Source organism: Methylorubrum sp. SL192, from assembly GCF_026672325.1.
Taxonomy (GTDB): Bacteria; Pseudomonadota; Alphaproteobacteria; order Rhizobiales; family Beijerinckiaceae; genus Methylobacterium; species Methylobacterium extorquens.
This window is the reverse complement of the sequence record NZ_JAPPQV010000003.1, coordinates 3292131-3312577: the sequence shown is the minus strand read 5'-3', so window position 1 is coordinate 3312577 and position 20447 is coordinate 3292131. Positions and strand designations below refer to the sequence as shown.

The following is a 20447-nucleotide window of genomic DNA, read 5'->3' as shown; positions in this document are numbered from 1 at the left end:
GCCTGGGCAGTCACGGCTTGATCCTCATGGCGCCGCGCTCGTCCGGAGCGCCGCTGGCCGTCGTCGTGCTTGGGAAGGCCCCGCCCCTTCCTGCTCGACCGCGGCGGGGCCTCGGGAAAGGCACCGCCGCGGGAGGTGATGGCTGTCGTTACTCGGCGGCGTCGGCCGGCGGCTCGATCTGGTCGTTGGCCGCCTGCTGCTGCTTGGAGGAGGTGAGCTCGACGTTGAGGCCGAGCGAACGCATCTCCTTGACGAGCACGTTGAAGGATTCGGGGATGCCGGCCTCGAACGTGTCGTCGCCGCGGACGATCGCCTCGTAGACCTTGGTGCGGCCGGCCACGTCGTCCGACTTCACCGTGAGCATCTCCTGCAGCGTGTAGGCCGCGCCATAGGCCTCCAGCGCCCAGACCTCCATCTCACCGAAGCGCTGACCGCCGAACTGCGCCTTACCGCCCAACGGCTGCTGGGTGACGAGCGAGTACGGGCCGATCGAGCGCGCGTGGATCTTGTCGTCCACGAGGTGGTGCAGCTTCAGCATGTAGATGTAGCCCATGGTGACCTTGCGGTCGAAGGGCTCGCCGGTCCGCCCGTCGTAGAGCGTCGACTGCGCCGAGCGATCGAGCCCGGCCATCTCCAGCATCGTCTCGATGTCGGCTTCCTTGGCGCCGTTGAACACCGGGGTGGCCATCGGCACGCCGCGGCGCACGTTGTTGCCCGCCTCGGCCAAAGCCTCGTCGGACAGCCCCTCGAGTTCGGACGGCGAGTAGATCGCTTCCATCTCAGCCCGCAGCGGCGCGATGTCCTGGTTCTTCAGATAGGCATCGACCGCCTTGGAGACCTTGCGACCCAAGCCCGCAGCCGCCCAGCCCAGATGGGTTTCCAGGATCTGGCCGACATTCATGCGCGAAGGCACGCCGAGCGGGTTGAGCACGATGTCGGCATGCGTGCCGTCTTCAAGGAACGGCATGTCCTCGATCGGCACGATGCGCGACACGACACCCTTGTTGCCGTGGCGGCCAGCCATCTTGTCGCCGGGCTGGATCTTGCGCTTCACCGCCACGAAGACCTTGACCATCTTCATGACGCCGGGCGGAAGCTCGTCGCCGCGCTGCAGCTTCTCGACCTTGTCGAGGAAGCGCTGCTCGAGGCGCTTCTTCGACTCGTCGTACTGCTTCTGCATCGCCTCGATTTCCGTCATCATACGGTCGTCGACGACGGCGAACTGCCACCATTGCGAGCGGGGATACTCGCTGATGATCTCGCGGGTCAGCGTGGTGTCCTTGCGGAAGCCCTTCGGGCCGGCGATCGGCGACTGACCGATCAGCACCTCGGCCAAGCGGGCGTAGGTGTTGCGGTCGAGGATGGTCTGCTCGTCGTCGCGGTCCTTGGCGAGACGCTCGATCTCCTCGCGCTCGATCGCCTGGGCGCGCTCGTCCTTGTCGACGCCGTGGCGGTTGAACACCCGCACCTCGACGATCGTGCCGGTCACGCCCGGGGGAACCCGGAGCGAGGTGTCGCGCACGTCCGAGGCCTTCTCGCCGAAGATGGCGCGCAGGAGCTTCTCCTCCGGCGTCATCGGGCTCTCGCCCTTCGGCGTGATCTTGCCGACGAGGATGTCGCCGGCATGCACCTCGGCGCCGATATAGACGATGCCGGCCTCGTCGAGGTTCTTAAGCGCCTCTTCCGAGACGTTCGGGATGTCGCGGGTGATCTCCTCCGGACCCAGCTTGGTGTCGCGGGCCATCACCTCGAATTCTTCGATGTGGATCGAGGTGAACACATCATCCTTCACAATCCGCTCGGAGAGCAGGATCGAGTCCTCGAAGTTGTAGCCGTTCCACGGCATGAACGCGACGAGCACGTTGCGGCCGAGCGCGAGTTCGCCGAACTCGGTCGAGGGACCGTCGGCGATGATCTCGCCCTTCTTCACCGGCTCGCCGACGCGCACCAGCGGCTTCTGCGTGATGCAGGTCGACTGGTTGGAGCGCTGGAACTTCTGCAGGCGGTAGATGTCGACGCCGGGCTTGGTCGGGTCGGTCTCTTCCGAGGCGCGGATGACGATACGGGTGGCGTCCACCTGATCGACGATGCCGGAGCGGCGAGCAGCGATGGCGGCACCCGAGTCGCGGGCGACCACGGCCTCCATGCCGGTGCCGACGAAGGGCGCGTCGGCGCGAACCAGCGGCACCGCCTGGCGCTGCATGTTCGAGCCCATCAGCGCGCGGTTGGCGTCGTCGTTCTCGAGGAACGGGATCAGCGCCGCGGCGACCGAGACGAGCTGCTTCGGCGACACGTCCATGAGATCGACGCGGTCGGGGGCGACCACGATAACCTCACCCGCGCGGCGGCAGACCACGAGGTCGTCCGTCAGCTTGCGGCCCTCGTCCATGCCGGCATTGGCCTGGGCGACGTAGTACTTCGCCTCTTCCATGGCGGAGAGGTAGGCGACCTCGTCGGTCACCACGCCGTCCTTCACCCGGCGGAACGGCGTCTCGATGAAGCCGTACTTGTTCACGCGGGCGAAGGTCGCCAGCGAGTTGATCAGGCCGATATTCGGGCCTTCCGGGGTCTCGATCGGGCAGATGCGGCCGTAATGGGTCGGGTGCACGTCGCGCACCTCGAAGCCGGCGCGCTCGCGGGTCAGACCGCCTGGGCCAAGCGCCGAGAGGCGGCGCTTGTGCGTCACTTCCGACAGCGGGTTGGTCTGGTCCATGAACTGCGAGAGCTGCGACGAGCCGAAGAACTCGCGCACCGCCGCCGCGGCGGGCTTCGCGTTGATGAGATCCTGCGGCATCACCGTGTCGATATCGACCGAGGACATGCGCTCCTTGATGGCGCGCTCCATCCGCAGGAGGCCCAGACGGTACTGGTTCTCCATCAGCTCGCCGACCGAGCGGACGCGGCGGTTGCCGAGGTGGTCGATATCGTCGATCTCACCCTTGCCGTCGCGTAGGTCGACCAGCGCCTTGACGACCGCGAGCATGTCCTCGCGGCGCAGCGTCCGCACGGTGTCGGCGGCGTCGAGGTCGAGGCGCATGTTCATCTTCACGCGGCCGACCGCCGAGAGGTCGTAGCGCTCGGAATCGAAGAACAGCGAGTGGAACATCGCCTCGGCGGTGTCGAGCGTCGGCGGCTCGCCGGGACGCATCACGCGGTAGATGTCGAACAGCGCACCCTCGCGGGCCGAGTTCTTGTCCACCGCCAGCGTGTTGCGGATGTAGGGGCCGACATTGACGTGGTCGATGTCGAGCACGGGCAGCTCGGTGACGCCGACATCGTCGAGGCTCTTGAGGAGCTTCTCGGAGATCTCGTCGCCGGCCTCGGCCCAGATCTCGCCCGTCTTCATGTTGACGAGGTCTTCGGCGATGTACTGGCCGATCAGATCCTCGTCCGCGGCGCGCAGGAACTTGGTGCCCTTCTCGCCGATCAGACGCGCGTTGCGGGCGTTGAGCTTCTTGCCCGCCTCCAGCACGACCTCGCCGGAATCGGCGTCGATGAGATCGACCGAGGCCTTGAAGCCCTTGAGGCGCTCGGCGTCGAACGGCACGCGCCAATCCGCCCCGTCACGCTGGTAGGCGACGCGGTTGTAGAAGGTCGAGAGGATCTCTTCGCCGTCGAGGCCGAGCGCGAACAGCAGCGAGGTGACCGGCAGCTTGCGCTTGCGGTCGATACGCACGTGCACGATGTCCTTGGCGTCGAACTCGACGTCGAGCCAGGAGCCCCGGTAGGGGATGATGCGGGCGGCGAACAGCAGCTTGCCGGACGAGTGGGTCTTGCCCTTGTCGTGGTCGAAGAACACGCCCGGGGAGCGGTGCATCTGCGAGACGATGACGCGCTCGGTGCCGTTGACGATGAAGGTGCCGTTGTCCGTCATGAGCGGCATGTCGCCCATGTAGACATCCTGCTCCTTGATGTCCTTGACCGACTTGGCGCCGGTATCGGGGTCCACATCGAACACGATGAGCCGCAGCGTCACCTTGAGCGGGGCCGCGAAGGTAATGCCGCGCTGGCGGCACTCGTCGACGTCGTATTTCGGCTGTTCGAAGGTGTACCGCACGAACTCGAGCAGCGCCGTCGAGGCGAAGTCGGAGATCGGGAAGACCGACTTGAAGACGCTCTGCAGGCCCTCGTCGGCACGCCCGCCCTCGGGCTCGTCCACCATCAGGAACTGGTCGTAGGACGCCTTTTGAACCTCGATGAGGTTCGGCATCTCGGCGACTTCCCGGATCTTACCGAAGAACTTGCGAATGCGCTTGCGACCGACCAGCGTATTGGCCATGAGACCTCGCTCCACCACCTCAGCGTAGGGTGCCCGGGGAAGGCGGACCGCCTCCCATCACCGGACCCGAAGGGCCGTCCCGCCGGACGATCAGCCCACCCGAACCGAATTTGTCTCCGTTCGCCGCCCATTCCTGCCTTCAGGAACGACGGCCGCCCGAAGCAGCGTTAGCCCGCGAGCCGGAGCCCGCGGGCGTCTGGCCGGCGCGCCCTCGAGGAGAGCGCGCCGGATGCGATGGGCCGGTCTCGGCCCATCGACGGATTACTTGAGCTCGACCTTGGCGCCGGCCTTCTCGAGCTGGGCCTTGAGCTTCTCGGCCTCGTCCTTGGTCGCGCCTTCCTTGACGGGCTTGGGCGCGCCCTCGACGAGGTCCTTGGCTTCCTTGAGGCCGAGGCCGGTGATCGCGCGGACCTCCTTGATGACCTCGATCTTCTTGTCGCCGGCCGAAGCGAGCACGACCGTGAACTCGGTCTGCTCTTCGACGGCAGCGGCGCCAGCACCGGCGGCCGGGCCAGCGGCGACGGCGACGGCGGCAGCAGCCGAGACGCCCCACTTCTCTTCGAGGAGCTTGGCGAGCTCGGCGGCCTCGAGAACGGTCAGCGAGGAGAGGTCCTCGACGATCTTGGCGAGATCAGCCATGTGCGTGTTCCTTTGGTGTATCGGTTTGAACGGGTCGGTTTGTGGGGGAGAAACGGCTCAGGCCGCCTCGTCCTTCTTGGCATAGGCCCCGAACACGCGGGCGAGCTTGGCCGCCGGCGCGTTGACGACCTGGGCGACCTTGGTCGCGGGAGCCTGGATGAGGCCCACGAGCTTGGCGCGCAGTTCGTCGAGGGACGGGAGCGAGGCGAGCGCCTTCACGCCGTCCGGGTTCAGGGCAGTCGTTCCCATGGCGCCGCCGAGAATCACGAGCTTGTCGTTCGTCTTGGCGAAGTCCACCGCAACCTTGGCGGCCGCGACCGGATCGCTCGAGTAAGCGAGCAGGGTCGGGCCCTTCAGGAGGGGCTTGATGGAGGCGACGTCCGTGCCATCGAGAGCGATGCTGGCGAGCCGGTTCTTGGCGACCTTCACGGTGGCGCCGGCCTGCTTCATCTGCGAGCGCAGCTTCTGCATGTCGGCGACCGTGAGGCCTTTGTAGTGGGCCACGACGACCACGGCGTTCGCATTGAACACGCCGTTGAGCGTCGAGACGAGATCAGCTTTAGCTGTCCGGTCCACTGTGCTCTCTCCGGTTGGCGGAACCTGAGACAGGCCCGCCGGTTGCACTTGCCGCCCGGAACGGATCTCGGCGTAGAAGCCGGAACCGTCGCGGACGACGTCTCACGGCCCTGTCCCTTTGAAGCGCCGCTGGGGCCCCTCGCGGGTGAGATTGGTTCAAACCGAGGTCTCCCGCCGGTGCCTGACGGCCCCGGAGGAAGACGTAGAAAAATTCGGTCTTCCCCGTCTGTGCAGGCTGTCGCCGATTAAGCCGGTCGCCCGGCGCCTGCAGTCTCGGACAGGACATAGCCGGAAACGGCGCTCGGAGCAGAAGCTCCAAGACCATCCCGGCCATCACCGTCCGGTTGCCCGAACGGCATCTCGAATGGAAACCGACCGATTGGCCGATCCCTTTCAATGGTTGAAATCGTGGAGCGCGGTCTATAGCGGCGTGCAAGCCGCCTGCCAAGTCCCGCAATGCGACTTTTCCGTCGCAGGCAAGGAAGCAGACGAGGGCCCGAGCGCGTGCGGGCAGGGATGGGCCACGGCCGGAGGCATGCCCTCGCCTTAACCGATCCTTGACTCTGCCCGCGCCGCGTCCGCCGCGGCGCGGAGCCCGTGTGCGCCAGCGCATCCCCGACCACGGGCGGCGGCCTTACACCGCAGCGCACAAAAGCAGGGGATCTCGCGGGCGATGGCCTCGAAGGTGTTGTTGGCGCTGGTGGTGTTCGTGTTCCTCGTGGACGGCCACCTGCCGGGAATGCGCGAGCTGCGCAATCCGGACAGCGAGGGCGGGAAGGGCGCAGGCCGCGCCGCGCTGCTGTCGAAGCGGTCCGAGGCCTGAGCCTCGGACCGCCCGGGGCGGCTCGCGCGGGCCCCGCTCTGGGATCAATAGTTGATCTGGAGCTGTCCGCGGAACAGGTCGCCCTCGGCCCGGCCGAAGCGGCTGCTGCTGGCCTCGCGGCGCTTCATGTTGGCGTAGGCGAGCGTCAGCTCCACCGACTTGATCGGCTGGAACTCGACGCCGAGCTCCACTTCGTCGGTGTCGAGGCGCGGCGCGTTCGTCCCGACCTTCCAGCCGCCATCATAGGTCTGCCAGCGGATGTAGGGCATGAACGGGCCGACCGGCGAATGATCGACCTTGTACATCGCCTGGACGTAGCCGCCCTGGAGCGGCTTGGTCAGGATCGCCCGGGCCACGGGATCGAATTCGGGACCGCGTCCCCAGTTCCACTCCGCCTGAAGGCCGAAGGGCTGCGGGTACAGGATCGCGTGCACGCCGACGCGCTCATCGTCGAAGGCGTTGCCCAGGGTGGTGGTGGACCCGAAGGTCGCTTCGGGCCGGAAGCGGTTGCGGTAGGCCGAGCCGCCGACTTCCACCACCTGCCCCTTGAACGCCTCGCCGAGCCCGTCGAGTTCGAACGGCCAGGTCGCCATCATGACCGTCATCAGGTCGTTGTTGCCCTCGACCCGGTTGATGGTCTGGCCGTTGTAGATGCCGACGCCCAGGGCACCGTAATTGCCGAACAGCTTCTGGCCGCCCTTGGCCAGACGATCCCAGATGCGCTGCACGTGCGCAGGGGTGTAGTAGAACGTGATACCGATATCGCGCTCGCCGGGCACGCCGCTGTTGATCGCGTCGGAACGGTCGAGTGTCAGGCGGTTCTGTGAGGATTGCAGGTTTTCCCAGCCGTAGGGCACCTTCTGCTGGCCGAAGCGCAGTTTGGTGCGGCGCTCGTCGTCGAGGAACACGTCGGCATAGGCGTCGCGCAGCTGCGTGAAGTGCTGGCGGTCGCCCACGCCGACCGCGAAGTCGGGCTGGATGTACAGGAACACCCGCTCGTGGATGTCGCCCTGCAGGACCAAGCGCACCCGGCGGAAGGTGAAGTTGTTGCGGTCGGTGATGCCGCTGTCGTGGACCGAGCGCAGGCGCGAGACGCCGGCGGGCGCCGTATCGTCACCGGACAGGAACTCGTTGCCGCGCAGCTGGGTGTAGCCGCGCAGCGAGAGGCGCTCGAACCAGGTCTTGGGCCGGGCGCTGTGGTTCGGCCCGTCGGCCAGCAGCTGCGGCGCGGGCGGCACCAGCGCATCGTACCACGTCTCCGGCTCGTCGATGGCGAAGCGGTGCGGGACCGGGCCGGGCGCGGCCGGCTGCCCGATCGCGGATTCCTTCGGGCGCCCGGCTGCCGGGAAGGTGCCGGCATCGGTGTTGCGGGCGTTCGCCTGCCGTAGCGGCCCCCGCCCACCTCTGCCCTGCGCCTCCGACTGCGCCTTGATCAGCGCCTTGAGTTCGTTGATCTGCCGCTGAAGCTCAGCGACCGTCTGAGCCTGCGCCTGAGCGCATGGCAGCACCAGAGCGCTCGATAAGAGCAGCGCGGTCAGAAGACGTCGTTTCATCTCTCGAACCCCCTTTGCCGCGTTCCGGGCCGGCGTGATGACGCTCGCCGTGTTGTGTTGGAACGCGCCCAGTCCTCGGTTGCGGATCTTCTGGCGCAGCGCGAACCCCGGACGTCCGATCGAACCACCCGCGCCGACCGGCCCGCAGCATCTGCGGCGCCCGGCGAAGTCGTTAGTCGGCTCAATCGCTTAGCGATCCCGGCGGCCTGCCCCACAGCCATGCTTGGCCGATAGCACCCCGCTGGAAGGATTAAAAGTTATCTTGAATAAAACCCGAGGGATTGCCGGACTCATTACTTATATTACGGCTGCTAGACTGACTTAATCCGATATTTTTCACTATTTTTTCGTCATAAAAGTGACGTGCGTTTGTGTTTTATATAGTCGATTATTCTGAAGCCATCGGTCCGGCCAGGGCCGCCTGCGCCACCCCCTCTCCGTCCGGTGGCAAGGCCTTGCCTTCCCTCAGGGAACGGCGAGGAAGGGCGCAGAATCCTCGCGCCGGCCTCCGGCGCGGCGCCGTCCCCCCGGCCGGAACCGTCGCCCGATGCGCTCACCGCATGGCGGCGTTTCCAGTGTTCCCCGAGATCCTCACTGTGCCCTTCGCGCAACACGCATTGCGGGCCCGCGGAGAGGTCGGCGGCCCCGATACGCGGGAGGGTTCGCAGTCGCTCCGCGCGGACCCGGCGACGTTGCATCGCACGGGGTCTTGAACGCGCTTCGATGCGGAAAGAGGGGACGCCAACGGGCTGGGCTGTGCTAGATAGGAGACCATGCGATGCTCCCTTTCCGTCTCGTCCCGCCGGCGCATCCTGTGCGTCTTTCCCGCCTACACGCCGTCCTTCGGGACGTTCTCCCACGCCTACCCACTGATGGGCGGCGTGAAGGCGTTCATGCCGCCCCAGGGGCTCCTGCTGATCGCGGCCTACATGCCCGAGACCTGGGAATGCCGCTTCGTTGACGAGAACATCCGGCCCGCCTCGGCCAAGGACTTCGCCTGGGCCGATGCCGTGTTCGTCTCGGGCATGCATATCCAGGAGGGCCAGATCCACGACATCGGCCGGCGGGCGCACGCCGCCGGCAAGGTCGCGGCGCTCGGCGGCCCCTCGGTGTCGGGCGCGCCGGAAAAGTACCCGGATTTCGACTACCTGCATGTCGGCGAGATCGGCGACGCCACCGACCGCCTCATCGAGATCCTCGACCGCGACCTGTCGCGGCCGGCGGCGCAGGTCGTGCTCGACACCAAGGAGCGGCTGGCGCTGTCCGACTTCCCGGCCCCGGCCTACGAGGCCGCGCCGCTCAAGCGCTACCTGATCGGCTCGCTCCAGTTCTCCTCGGGCTGCCCGTATCGCTGCGAGTTCTGCGACATCCCGCAGCTCTACGGCCGCCAGCCGCGGCTGAAGAGCCCGGAGCAGATGTGCGCCGAACTCGACGCGATCATCAGCCAGCCGGGCCACCCGGCGGTGGTCTACTTCGTCGACGACAACTTCATCGCCAACCGCAAGGCGACCCGCGAGATGCTGCCGCATCTCGTGGAATGGCAGAAGAAGAACAACTACCCACTCCAGTTCGCCTGCGAGGCGACGCTGAACATGGCCAAGCAGCCCGAGATCCTCGAGCTGATGCGGCAGGCCAACTTCATGACGGTGTTCGTCGGCATCGAGACGCCGGAAGCCGACGCGCTCAAGGGCATCGACAAGACCCACAACGCCGCCGTGCCGATGTACGAGGCGATCGAGACGCTCAACAGCTACGGGCTGGAAGTGACCTCGGGCATCATCCTCGGCCTCGACTCGGATTCCGACAAGTCCGAGCAGAACCTGATCGACTTCATCGACAAGTCCGCGATCCCGGTGCTGACGATCAACCTGCTCCAGGCGCTGCCCAAGACGCCGCTCTGGGACCGGCTACAGCGCGAGGGCCGGCTCCTGCACGATGCGAGCTTGGAATCGAACGTGCTGTTCAAGCGCCCGCACGACACGGTGGTGAGTTCCTGGCGCCGGGCCATCGCCCACGCCTACACCCCCGAGCACCTGTTCGAGCGCTTCAAGCACCAGTGCGACGTGACCTACGGCAACCGCATCGTCACGCCGACCAAGGGCAAGCTCACCAAGACCAACCTGCGCCGCGGCCTGATCCTCGGCTTCAACATCATCACGCGGGTGGGGTTGTTTTCCGATTACCGCCGGCCGTTCTGGCGGGCGGCGGGCCATGCGCTGAAGCGCGGGCAGATCGAGGCGGTGTTCAACATGGGCTTCGTCGCCCACCACCTGATCCGCTTCACCCGCGAGGCCCTGCGCGGCGAGCACAACGCGTCCTTCTACGCCGCCAAGGCGGCGGAAGCGGAGGCGCAGCGTGAGCGGAGCTGGTGGGAGAACGCCCGCCGCCGCATCGCGCCGGAGCGGGAAGCGGCCTGAGCGTTTCCGGCAGGGGGCTCGTCATCGCGCGCCCTGCGGCAAAGCCCCGATCGAAAAGGCCCCAATTGAACTTGGGCGGACCCTCGCGTCCGCCCATCCCTCACGCGTAGGCCCGGGCGGCCTCGTTCGAGAACAAGGCCCTTAGCCGCGCCCGATCCGAGGGGCCGGTCTCCGACAGGTTCGTCATCGGAGCGGGCCGGGCGAACAGGTAGCCCTGCATCTGGTCGCAGCCGAGTTCACGCAGAACCGTGAGCTGCTCTTGCGTCTCCACCCCCTCGACCGTGACCGTGAGGCCGAGATTGTGCCCGAGATGGGTGATCGCGCGCACGATCGTCAGGGCGTCCGCGTGCTGCCCGAGGCCGCGCACGAAGGACCGATCGACCTTGATCTTGTCGAACTGGAACCGCTGCAGGTAGCTCAGGCTCGAATAACCCGTGCCGAAATCGTCCAGCGCGAGGCGCACGCCGAGGGTGCGGAGCGCCGTGAGCACCGTCAGCGCTGTCGCCGCGTCGTGGATGAACACGCTCTCGGTGATCTCTAGAACCAGCCGCCCCGGTGAGAGCCCGTGGCGGCCGAGGACCGCCGCCACGCCCGCGGCGAAGCCCGGCTGGCGGAACTGCTTCGGCGAAACGTTGACCGAGACCCGCCAGGGATGGGGCCAGGCTGCGGCGGCGGCGCAGGCGGTGTCGAGCACCCAGGCGCCGATCCGCCCGATCTGGTCCGTCTGTTCGGCGAGCGGGATGAAGTCCGCGGGGAACACGCAGCCGCGCTCCGGGTGGTGCCAGCGGATCAGCGCCTCGAAGATCTCGATCTCGCCGGTGCGGCCGTTGACGATCGGCTGGTAGTCGAGGGCCAATTCGCCCCGCGCGATCGCCCCGCTCAGCTCGTGCTCGATCCGGCGGCGCGCCTGGAGCTGCTCGTCCATCGCGGCCTCGAAGAAGCGCACCGCGCCGCGGCCCTCGTCCTTGACCCGGTACAGGGCGGTGTCGGCGGCGCGCTTCAAGCTCTCGGCGGTGCTGCCGTCGCTGGGATAGAGAGCGATGCCCACCGAGGCGCCGATCTCGACGCGCAAGCCCTCGACCGGACCCCCGATCTGGCCCTCGATCTGGAACGGGCGGCCGAGCGCCGCGACCAGACGCTCGGCGGTCTCGGCGACCTGCGCGAGGGTGCGGGTATGAGCCAGCACGATGACGAACTCGTCGCCGCCGATCCGGGCGAGGGTGTCGGTCGGGCGCAGCTCGGCCAGCATGCGCTTGGCCGCCTGGACCAGCAGGGCGTCACCCGCGGCGTGGCCGTGGAAGTCGTTGACGGGCTTGAACCGGTCGAGGTCGAGATAGGCCAGGGCCACGCTCGTCCCGTTCTCGGCCGCATTCTCCAGGGCAAGCCCCAGGCGCTCCTCCAGCAGGGTGCGGTTGGGCAGGTCGGTCAGGGCGTCGTGCAGGGCGAGGTGGCGGATGCGCGCCTCGTCGCGGCGGCGCCGGCTGAGGTCGCGCAGGGCCACCGCCGTGGCGGGCCGGCCGAGATACTCGATGGCGCGGCAGGTGAGTTCCACCGGCACGGCGATGCCGGCGGCAGTGCGGACCTCGAACTCCTCCGGGAACAGATCCTCCGGGTGGCATCGGCTGCGCCGCAGCAGAACCGGCGCGTCGGCCTCCGCGAACAGGTCGAGCAGCGGCCGGCCGATGATCTCGGAGGCCGGGGCCCCGAACAGGCGCAGGCCCGCCTGATTGATCTCGACCACCCGGCCCTCGCGGTGGATGAACAGCACCTCGTGGGCGAGGTTGCCGAGCAGGCGCATGCGGCTCAGCTCGTCCATGCGGCGGCGCATGAGATGCTGCTGCATCAGCAGCGCCGTGAGCCCGGCGGCGAGGACGGCGAGGCTGACGAGCCCCACCGCGAGGCCGAGCTGCGTCGAACCGAGGACGGCCCCGCCCCCCGCCACCGGGGCGGCGGGCGCGACGGTGAGCGCCGTCATGCCGGTGAAGTGCAGGCCGCAGATCGCGAGCGCCAGCCACAGGCTGACCTCAATGCGGCGGCCGAGCCCGGCGAGATCGCCGGCCCGGGCGAGGGCGATCACCGCCAGGGTCGCGCAGAGCCCGAGCGAAGCGTGGACAAGGGCCTCCTCGAAGGCGAGCAGGCTGTTGGCCGCCATCGCGCTCACACCCACGTAGTGCATGCCCGAAATCGCCGCCGCCAGCACCAAGCCGGCCGCCGCCACCTTGAGCGGGTCGTGGTCCGCCCGACACCAGATCAGGAAAGCGATCAGCGCCCCGGCGACCGCAATCCCGATCGAGGCTGCGGTGGGAAGAAGACCGTAGGCCGCCTGCGCACCCGGCTGAAACGCCAGCATCGCCACGAAGTGCAGTGACCAGACGCTGCAGCCGAACACGAAAGCGGCCGCGATCAGCCAGGGGGAAACGGACCGGCGCTCGGCCCTGGCGGCCTCGGCCATCAGGGTGACGGTGGAGAAGCAGCCGAGCAGACAGATCCCAGCCGAAACGGCAACAAGGCCGAAATCGTGCTGGCTCGCGACACAGGCGACGATTTTGAGCATGAAGACCGGCAAGCCTGATAACCAAAGGCCGGCTTAGGCTGCGCCGATTAAGGTGATGCTGTTGGTATTCCGCTCAATTTTATCGTTCTTACATTGAAAATGCTCATCGCAACTTGGGTTATATACTGGCGCTGCCTCCACGCTGCGAAACCGAAGATTCCTTTTTCTCACAGCATCATGACGCCACCGTCCGGACGCACGCCGCTTGACGGCGGACTCGCGCCTGCCCTAGAGCCGCGCCATCATGACGGGCTTTTTCCTCTCCGAGTCGTATCGCGCGCCGCTCCCTTAAGCGGCATCGGACTCGTCATGTCTTCAGCCGCTGCGTCGTCGGCGGCTTGAGGATCATGGAACATCCCGCAACGGACCGCCGACCTCGCCCTTCGTCCGAGGTCACAAAGTGTCTGCCCTGCATTCCTCCTCCCCTGCCCCGTCGGTCGGTCTCGTCGGCTTCGGTGCCTTCGGCCGCCTGATCGCCCGCCATCTCGCGCCGCATGCCCGCCTGACGATCCACGACCCGTACCTGCCGGCCGGGATGATCGCGGCGCAGGCGGGGCCGGAGGCGGTCGCAGCCGACCTGCGGCATGTGGCAGCCTGCCCCGTGGTGATCCTCGCGACGCCCGTGGCGCGCCTCGGCGAGGCGGTGCGCGCCCTCGCCCCGCATCTGCGGCCGGGCACGCTGGTGGTCGATGTCGGCTCGGTGAAGACGGAGCCCGCCGCGATCCTGGCGGCGGGATTGCCCGCCGATGTCGAGATCCTCGCGACCCATCCGCTGTTCGGGCCACAGAGCGCGGGCGACGGCATCCGCGGCCTGAAGATCGCGGTCTGCCCGATCCGCGGACGGGGCGCCTTCAGGGCGGCGGCCTTCCTGCGGCGCGGGCTCGGGCTCGATGTGATCTCGACCACCCCGGAGGCGCATGACCGGGCGATGGCTTCGGTCCAGGGGCTGACCCACCTCATCGCCAAGGTGCTGGTGGCGATGGAGCCGCTGCCGACCCGGATGACGACGCGCAGCTTCGATCTGCTGATGCAGGCGGTCGGCATGGTGCGGGACGATGCGCCGGACGTGTTCCACGCCATCGAGCGCGCGAACCCGCACGCGGCGCAGGTGCGGCAGCGCTTCTTCGCGCTTGCCGGGCAACTCGATGCCGAGCTGGCCGGGGAGGCGGTTCCCGCCGCGCCGGTCCGCCTCGCCTCTTAGAGCATCGTCCTGGATACCTGATCCAGGACGATGCTCTAAGCTACTAATTTTGCATCATCTTTTTCCGAAAGCCGGCAACCACCTTTCGGGACGATACTCGAGAATCAAAACGCCCCGCGCCGGGCTGGCGCGGGGCGTGTCGCGTCCGATCAGGCGATCAGAACTTGCGCACCAGCGGGGCCGGGGCGACGGCGGCGGGGGCGTCCCACTGGTAGCGGAACCCGACCGAGACGACGTCGGCGCTGACGTCGGTGGAGGCCGCGAGCGGGATGTTGCCGATGTTGTAGTCGCGCCCGGGGCCCGCCAGGAGAAGGCCGCGGTCGAAGAAGGCGTGGGCGTAGCTGGCCGTCAGCAGCACCTTCTCGCTCCAGCGATAGCTGCCGCCGATCGAGACGACGTAGCGGTCGCTGTCGGGCAGGCGCGCCGAGCGGTTCGAGAAGTCGATCGGCACGTTGTCGTAGCCGAAGCCGGCCCGCAGGGTCAGGTTCGGCGACCAGTCGTACTCGGCACCGATCGAGTAGAAGAACGAGTCCTTGAAGTTGAGCGGCAGGTGGTTGACCGTCACGCCGAGCGCCCGCGAGACGATGCCGACATCGCCGAGCCTCGACCAGTTGTCCCACTCGAAGCCGAGATTGATCCGGGTGACCGGGTTGATCGCCTGGGTCAGGCCGACGCTGACCTTCTCGGGCGTGTTGAGGTTGGCCCGCACCTGCCCCAGGGCGATGGCCTGCCGCGGGTCGGGGAAGCCGATCGAGCCCGCGATGTCGTGGTGGACCGAGGAGCGGTAGCCGACGCCGATCGCCGTGCCGGCGGCGGGGGTGACCAGGACACCGGCGGTGAAGCCCACGCCCCAGGACTCGCCCTTGATGAAGCCCGACGGGTAGAGGCCCGGGAAGGTGCCGGAGACCGGCACGGCCGCGCGCAGGGTCAGGCGGAAATACTCGATGCTCGGGCCGGCGGCGACGGACAGCCAGTCGTTGACCTTGAAGCCGACCACCGGGTTGAAGGCCAGCGAGAAGATCCGCGAGGAGCGGGCATAGACCGCGCCCGCCCAATCCTGGCGCGGCTTGGTCACGAGGCCGTAGGGCGCGCCGGTCTGGATGCCGACCCAGAGACGGTCGGTGAGCTGGTAGGAGGTGGCGCCCGACGGCACCACGGCACCCTGCCCGACCTCGCCGGAGGCGCCGAAGGGCAGCAGGCCCGGCGCGGTCCCCACCGTCGGCGTGATCTCCCCTGACAGGTTGATGAAGCTCAGGCTCTGCTCGCTGGCAAAGCCCGGCCGCATCGTCACCGTCGCCGGGTTCCAGAAGATCGACGAGACGCCTGCCCCGCCCGACGCCGCACCCGCGAAGGCGACGCCCAACCCCTGTGCACTCTGCTCGCGCAGGCCGAAGGCACCGGCCTGCGCCCCGCTCGCGCCCGCCATCGAAACGGCCGCGACAGCCCCCGCGAGCCCGAGCGCGCGGATCGTCCCCCCAGTCATTCGTTTTCTCCGAAGCGTTTTCTTAGCGACCCAAGTCCCATCCGGGATGGAAGAGGATCACGCGCATTCGGTCTAGGGGAAGAAAACCCAAAACTGAATTATATATCAATTGAGGAATTTATGTCACGGAACCAGGGTCCTCCCCTTGTCCGTGCGGTGAATGTGATCGCGCGGTGCCGCTTGCACCCCGGATCGGTCGCGGCCATGCTCGCGCACCTCTAGTTGAGCCTCGAGCAGGACGGAGACGCCGACGATGAAGTTGATCCGGCACGGAGCGAGCGGTGACGAGAAGCCGGGCCTCGTGGACGCGAAGGGCGGCTTGCGCGACCTGTCGGGAACCCTGCGTGATATCGCCGGACCGGGCCTCTCACGGGAATCGCTCGACCGGCTCGCGCGGATCGACCCCGAAAGCCTGCCGCTGCTGCCGCCCGGCACCCGCCTCGGCCCCTGCGTCGGCGGCACCCGCAACTTCGTGGCGATCGGCCTGAACTACGCCGACCACGCCGCCGAGACCGGGGCCGCGATCCCGGCCGAGCCGATCATCTTCAACAAGGCGCCCTCCTGCATCGTCGGCCCCAACGACACGGTGATCCTGCCCAAAGCCTCGGCCAAGACCGACTGGGAGGTGGAACTCGCCGTGGTGATCGGCGCCCGCGCCTCCTACGTCCATGCCAACGAGGCACTGCGCTACGTGGCGGGCGTGTGCATCTGCAACGACCTGTCCGAGCGCGAATTCCAGATGGAGCGCGGCGGCACCTGGACCAAGGGCAAGGGCTGCCCGACCTTCGGCCCGCTCGGCCCCTGGCTCGTCACCCTCGACGAGATTCCGGACCTGAAGAACCTCTCGATGAGCCTCGATCTCAACGGCCGGCGGATGCAGACGGGCTCGACCGCGACGATGATCTTCGACGTGGCGCAGATCGTCGCCTACGTCTCGCATTTCATGATGCTGGAGCCCGGCGACGTCATCACCACCGGCACCCCGCCGGGCGTCGGCCTCGGCATGAAGCCGCCGCGCTACCTCAGAAGCGACGACGAGATGGTGCTGCGCATCGACGGCCTCGGCGAGCAGCGCCAGCGCGTCGTGGCCTTCGACGACTGGACCGCCAAGGTCGCCGCCGGCGAACCGACGAACTGACGCACGGCACAGGCTTCTCTAACGGAGCCGACGAGGCTTTGGCCCCCCGCAGAACCGGCCCGGTCGTCGTCCTCGGCGGCCCCGCCTGCCCGTCGCCACGCCGCGGGCCCGTTGCGCCGTACGGGCGATGCCGCGGGCCGGGGTGCCGTTCTGAAGCGGGAAGGGTTCAAGCCCGCTGCCCGTCTATCCAGGCTGATGCTGCGGGGCCAAGCGGCTTGGCTAAGAGGCTTAGCTAAGTGGGGCTTGGCCTCGTTACTGCCGAAATCGTTCCACGGCTTGGTTCTGCGCCTTCAGGACCCCCTGAATCACGCCGTCGCAATCCGACTTCTTTCCGGCACAGTAGGCCTTCAGCTGGATGAAGATCTCGCCATTCTCCTGCACGACCCTCCGGCAGATATGGGCGCCTGGTGCGGTGCCGCCGGGACGGACGAGCGTCCAGATGATAAAGCGTTTCGGGTCCTCAATCTCGATGACCGAGCCGTTGTCCCGCAGCACCTGGGCCCCTGGCTCTGCTTTGAGGGCTGCCACCATGGCACGGAACGGCAGCACGGTGCGCTCGCAGAGCGACTCAGCCTGCGCCGCCCACGGACAGAGCAGCGCGACGGCCGTTGCGAGGATCAGACGATCGGCCGCGAACATCAGAAGACTCGCCTAAAATCTGCATTTCTCCGATCATGCTGCCTGTGGATGCAATGACGGTCAAGCTTACGCGGTGATCGACGCGCATGCCTGCTGAATCAGGGCGGAGCGACACGCGTGCCGGGCGCTTCGCGACCGGGCTCTCCCGCGGCAAGGCTTGATTTTTTCCGCGCCTTCGCCCTCAAAGAAGCGCATGAGCGACACCGTAGTCTCCCTCACCGCCTCCTCTGCCGCCATCCGGCATGATTGGACCCTGGCCGAGATCCAGGCGATCCACGACATGCCGCTGCTCGATCTCGTGCATCGGGCGGGCGTCGTGCACCGGGCGCATAACGACCCCGCCGACATCCAGCGGGCGGCCCTGCTGTCGATCAAGACCGGCGGCTGCCCCGAGGATTGCGCCTATTGCCCGCAATCGGCCCACCACAAGGGCGCCAACCTGCCCCGCGAGCGGCTGATGCCGGTGGACGCCGTGCTGAAGGAGGCCGCCGCTGCCAAGGCCAACGGCGCGCACCGCTTCTGCATGGGCGCGGCGTGGCGCAAGCCCAAGGATGGGCCGGATTTCGACGCGGTGCTGGAGATGGTGCGCGGCGTGCGCGGGCTGGGCATGGAAGCCTGCGTCACGCTCGGCATGCTGACCCAGAGCCAGGCGCAGCGCCTCGCGGAAGCGGGGCTGACCTCCTACAACCACAACCTCGACACCGGCCCGGAATTCTACGGCGACATCATCTCGACCCGCACCTACGACGACCGGCTCCAGACGCTGGAGCATGTGCGCCAAGCCGGCATCGGCGTCTGCTGCGGCGGCATCGTCGGCATGGGCGAGCGGGTGCGCGACCGGGCCGAGATGCTGCTCGTGCTCGCCAACCACGCCCCTCACCCGGAGAGCGTGCCGATCAACGCGCTGGTGGCCGTCGAGGGCACGCCGCTGGAAGACCGCCCGCCGATCGATCCGCTCGACCTCGTGCGGATGTGCGCCACCGCCCGCATCGTCATGCCCAAGGCCCGCGTGCGCCTCAGCGCCGGCCGCAAGAGCCTGACCCGCGAGGCGCAGATCCTGTGCTTCCTGGCCGGTGCCAACTCGATCTTCTACGGCGAGCGCCTGCTCACCACCGCCAACAACGAGGCGGATGCCGACGCCGAGCTGCTGCGCGACATCGGCGTGCCGGTGCCCGAGGTGACGCTGGCCGCCGCGGAGTAGGGGCACGGCAAGGGGCACGGTAAGGGGCACGGCAAGCCGGCCCTCACCTTGACTTGAAACGCCTCCCGTGAATGGTGCCGGCTCATTCTCAAGAGCCCGCCATGCACCGTTACCGTACCCATACCTGCGGGGCGATCCGCCCGTCCGATGTCGGGCAGACCGTCCGCCTGTCCGGCTGGTGCCACCGCATCCGCGACCATGGCGGCGTGCTCTTCATCGACCTGCGCGACCATTACGGCCTGACGCAGTGCGTGATCGATTCCGACTCGAAGGCCTTCAAGGCGGCCGAGACCGCCCGCTCCGAGTGGGTGATCCGCATCGATGGCCGCGTGCGCACGCGGCCCGCCGGCACCGAGAACGCGGAGCTGCCGACCGGTAGCGTCGAGGTCTATATCGACGACCTCGAAGTGCTCGGGCCCGCGGGCGAGCTGCCGCTGCCCGTCTTCGGCGACCAGGAATACCCGGAAGAGACCCGGCTCAAGTACCGCTTCCTCGATCTGCGCCGGGAGAAGCTGCACGCCAACATCATGAAGCGCGGCGCGATCGTGGATTCGCTCCGCCGCCGCATGCGCGAGGGCGGGTTCTTCGAGTTCCAGACGCCGATTCTGACCGCCTCCTCGCCGGAGGGCGCGCGCGACTACCTCGTGCCGTCCCGCGTGCATCCGGGCAAGTTCTACGCGCTGCCGCAGGCGCCGCAGCAGTTCAAGCAGCTCACGATGATCGCGGGCTTCGATCGCTACTTCCAGATCGCGCCCTGCTTCCGCGATGAGGATGCCCGCGCCGACCGCTCACCGGGCGAGTTCTACCAGCTCGATATCGAGATGAGCTTCGTCACGCAGGAGGACGTGTTCCAGGCGGTGGAGCCGGTGCTGCGCGGCGTGTTCGAGGAATTCGCCGGCGGCAAGCGCGTGACGAAGGAGTTCCCGCGCATCACCTACGCCGACGCGATGCTGAAATACGGCGTCGACAAGCCGGACCTGCGCAACCCACTGATCATCGCCGACGTCACCGACGAGTTCGCCGACGACGCGGTGGAGTTCAAGGCGTTCAAGGGCGTCATCAAGTCGGGCGGCGTGGTGCGCGCCATCCCCGCCACCGGCGCCGCCGGCCAGCCGCGCTCGTTCTTCGACAAGCTCAACGACTGGGCCCGCTCGGAAGGCGCGCCGGGGCTCGGCTACATCGTGTTCGAGGAAGAGGGCGGGGCGCTCACCGGCAAGGGGCCGATCGCCAAGTTCATCCCCGCCGCGATCCAGGCGCGGATTGCCGAGAAGGCCGGCGCCAAGGCGGGCGACGCGGTGTTCTTCGCCGCCGGCACCGAGGCGAAGGCAGCCGGGCTCGCGGGCAAGGCGCGCATCCGCATCGGCGACGAGCTGAAGCTCTCCGACACGGACCAGTTCGCCTTCTGCTGGGTCGTCGATTTCCCGATGTACGAGTGGAACGAAGAAGACAAGAAGATCGACTTCTCCCACAACCCGTTCTCGATGCCGAACTTCGATCGGGACGAGTTCCTCGCTCTGGGCGAGGCGGATTCCGAAAAGATCCTTGGGATCAAGGCGTTCCAGTACGACATCGTCTGCAACGGCATCGAACTGTCCTCGGGCGCGATCCGGAACCACCGTCCCGACGTGATGGAGAAGGCGTTTGCCATTGCCGGCTACGGCCGAGACGTGCTGGAGGAGAAGTTCGGCGGCATGCTGAACGCCCTGCGCCTCGGCGCCCCGCCGCACGGCGGCATCGCGCCGGGTGTCGACCGCATCGTCATGCTGCTGTGCGAGGAGCCGAACATCCGTGAGGTCGTGCTGTTCCCGATGAACCAGCGCGCCGAGGATCTGATGATGGGCGCGCCCGCCGAGGCGACCCCGAAGCAGCTGCGCGAGCTGCACATCCGGCTCAACCTGCCCGAGAAGAAGGCGTAGCGCCTAAACCCTCTCCCGCCGCGGGGGA

General features: G+C 67.7%; 13 protein-coding genes. 6 read left to right on the top strand and 7 right to left on the bottom strand.

The window, feature by feature from the left end; genetic code table 11:
• Positions 1–148: 148 nt before the first annotated feature.
• The 3 genes from rpoB to rplJ all read right to left on the bottom strand — a co-directional run bounded on the left by rpoB (position 149) and on the right by rplJ (position 5494).
• Positions 149–4279 carry a DNA-directed RNA polymerase subunit beta gene (rpoB, locus tag OVA30_RS16365; RefSeq protein ID WP_003597540.1) on the bottom strand — a complete coding sequence of 1377 codons (4131 nt, stop codon included), beginning with the start codon at positions 4277–4279 and terminating at the stop codon, positions 149–151.
• Positions 4280–4540: 261 nt separating this feature from the next.
• On the bottom strand, positions 4541–4918 hold the full coding sequence (gene rplL / locus OVA30_RS16360; RefSeq protein ID WP_003597539.1) for a 50S ribosomal protein L7/L12: 378 nt from the start codon (positions 4916–4918) through the stop codon (positions 4541–4543).
• 57 nt (positions 4919–4975) lie between these two features.
• Positions 4976–5494 (bottom strand): 50S ribosomal protein L10, encoded by a 519-nt coding sequence (gene rplJ, locus OVA30_RS16355; protein ID WP_003597538.1) that lies wholly within the window; start codon positions 5492–5494, stop codon positions 4976–4978.
• Between the two features lie 673 nt (positions 5495–6167).
• Between rplJ and OVA30_RS16350 the strand changes: the two genes are divergently transcribed.
• Complete coding sequence (locus OVA30_RS16350) at positions 6168–6317, top strand: hypothetical protein (protein ID WP_015824166.1); 150 nt, start codon at positions 6168–6170, stop codon at positions 6315–6317.
• A 44-nt stretch (positions 6318–6361) separates the two neighbouring features.
• Here the strand turns inward: OVA30_RS16350 and OVA30_RS16345 are convergent, their stop codons facing one another.
• A complete protein-coding gene (locus tag OVA30_RS16345) occupies positions 6362–7870 on the bottom strand; it encodes a porin (protein WP_268176075.1) in 1509 nt (502 codons plus the stop codon).
• A 773-nt stretch (positions 7871–8643) separates the two neighbouring features.
• Between OVA30_RS16345 and OVA30_RS16340 the strand changes: the two genes are divergently transcribed.
• The gene (locus OVA30_RS16340; RefSeq protein ID WP_268176074.1) at positions 8644–10287 is read left to right on the top strand and encodes a B12-binding domain-containing radical SAM protein; all 1644 of its coding nucleotides are present in this window, start codon (positions 8644–8646) and stop codon (positions 10285–10287) included.
• Between the two features lie 100 nt (positions 10288–10387).
• Here OVA30_RS16340 and OVA30_RS16335 read toward each other — a convergent pair whose 3' ends face one another.
• Positions 10388–12841: a bifunctional diguanylate cyclase/phosphodiesterase gene (locus tag OVA30_RS16335; RefSeq protein ID WP_268176073.1), complete on the bottom strand. Its 2454-nt coding sequence runs from the start codon at positions 12839–12841 to the stop codon at positions 10388–10390.
• A 400-nt stretch (positions 12842–13241) separates the two neighbouring features.
• Between OVA30_RS16335 and OVA30_RS16330 the strand changes: the two genes are divergently transcribed.
• Positions 13242–14042, top strand: a complete 801-nt coding sequence (locus OVA30_RS16330) for a prephenate dehydrogenase (RefSeq protein ID WP_268176072.1) — start codon at positions 13242–13244, stop codon at positions 14040–14042.
• Between the two features lie 157 nt (positions 14043–14199).
• Here OVA30_RS16330 and OVA30_RS16325 read toward each other — a convergent pair whose 3' ends face one another.
• Positions 14200–15525: an OmpP1/FadL family transporter gene (locus OVA30_RS16325; RefSeq protein WP_268176071.1), complete on the bottom strand. Its 1326-nt coding sequence runs from the start codon at positions 15523–15525 to the stop codon at positions 14200–14202.
• 253 nt (positions 15526–15778) lie between these two features.
• On the opposite strand from OVA30_RS16325, the gene OVA30_RS16320 reads away from it, so the two are divergent.
• Positions 15779–16663 (top strand): fumarylacetoacetate hydrolase family protein, encoded by an 885-nt coding sequence (locus OVA30_RS16320; protein ID WP_238507119.1) that lies wholly within the window; start codon positions 15779–15781, stop codon positions 16661–16663.
• 252 nt (positions 16664–16915) lie between these two features.
• Here the strand turns inward: OVA30_RS16320 and OVA30_RS16315 are convergent, their stop codons facing one another.
• The gene (locus tag OVA30_RS16315; RefSeq protein ID WP_268176070.1) at positions 16916–17302 is read right to left on the bottom strand and encodes a hypothetical protein; all 387 of its coding nucleotides are present in this window, start codon (positions 17300–17302) and stop codon (positions 16916–16918) included.
• 193 nt (positions 17303–17495) lie between these two features.
• Between OVA30_RS16315 and bioB the strand changes: the two genes are divergently transcribed.
• Together bioB and aspS are read left to right on the top strand one after the other, a co-directional pair.
• On the top strand, positions 17496–18503 hold the full coding sequence (gene bioB / locus OVA30_RS16310; RefSeq protein WP_147017101.1) for a biotin synthase BioB: 1008 nt from the start codon (positions 17496–17498) through the stop codon (positions 18501–18503).
• 101 nt (positions 18504–18604) lie between these two features.
• Positions 18605–20419 carry an aspartate--tRNA ligase gene (gene aspS / locus OVA30_RS16305; RefSeq protein ID WP_015824160.1) on the top strand — a complete coding sequence of 605 codons (1815 nt, stop codon included), beginning with the start codon at positions 18605–18607 and terminating at the stop codon, positions 20417–20419.
• Positions 20420–20447 lie beyond the last annotated feature (28 nt).

Coding starts and splice junctions, on each gene's coding strand:
- aspS (WP_015824160.1), top strand. CDS start 18,605: ATGCACCGTTACCGTACCCATACCTGCGGGGCGATCCGCCCGTCCGAT.
- bioB (WP_147017101.1), top strand. CDS start 17,496: ATGAGCGACACCGTAGTCTCCCTCACCGCCTCCTCTGCCGCCATCCGG.
- OVA30_RS16320 (WP_238507119.1), top strand. CDS start 15,779: ATGAAGTTGATCCGGCACGGAGCGAGCGGTGACGAGAAGCCGGGCCTC.
- OVA30_RS16340 (WP_268176074.1), top strand. CDS start 8,644: ATGCGATGCTCCCTTTCCGTCTCGTCCCGCCGGCGCATCCTGTGCGTC.
- OVA30_RS16345 (WP_268176075.1), bottom strand. CDS start 7,870: ATGAAACGACGTCTTCTGACCGCGCTGCTCTTATCGAGCGCTCTGGTG.
- OVA30_RS16350 (WP_015824166.1), top strand. CDS start 6,168: ATGGCCTCGAAGGTGTTGTTGGCGCTGGTGGTGTTCGTGTTCCTCGTG.
- rpoB (WP_003597540.1), bottom strand. CDS start 4,279: ATGGCCAATACGCTGGTCGGTCGCAAGCGCATTCGCAAGTTCTTCGGT.
- rplL (WP_003597539.1), bottom strand. CDS start 4,918: ATGGCTGATCTCGCCAAGATCGTCGAGGACCTCTCCTCGCTGACCGTT.
- OVA30_RS16325 (WP_268176071.1), bottom strand. CDS start 15,525: ATGACTGGGGGGACGATCCGCGCGCTCGGGCTCGCGGGGGCTGTCGCG.
- OVA30_RS16315 (WP_268176070.1), bottom strand. CDS start 17,302: ATGTTCGCGGCCGATCGTCTGATCCTCGCAACGGCCGTCGCGCTGCTC.
- OVA30_RS16335 (WP_268176073.1), bottom strand. CDS start 12,841: ATGCTCAAAATCGTCGCCTGTGTCGCGAGCCAGCACGATTTCGGCCTT.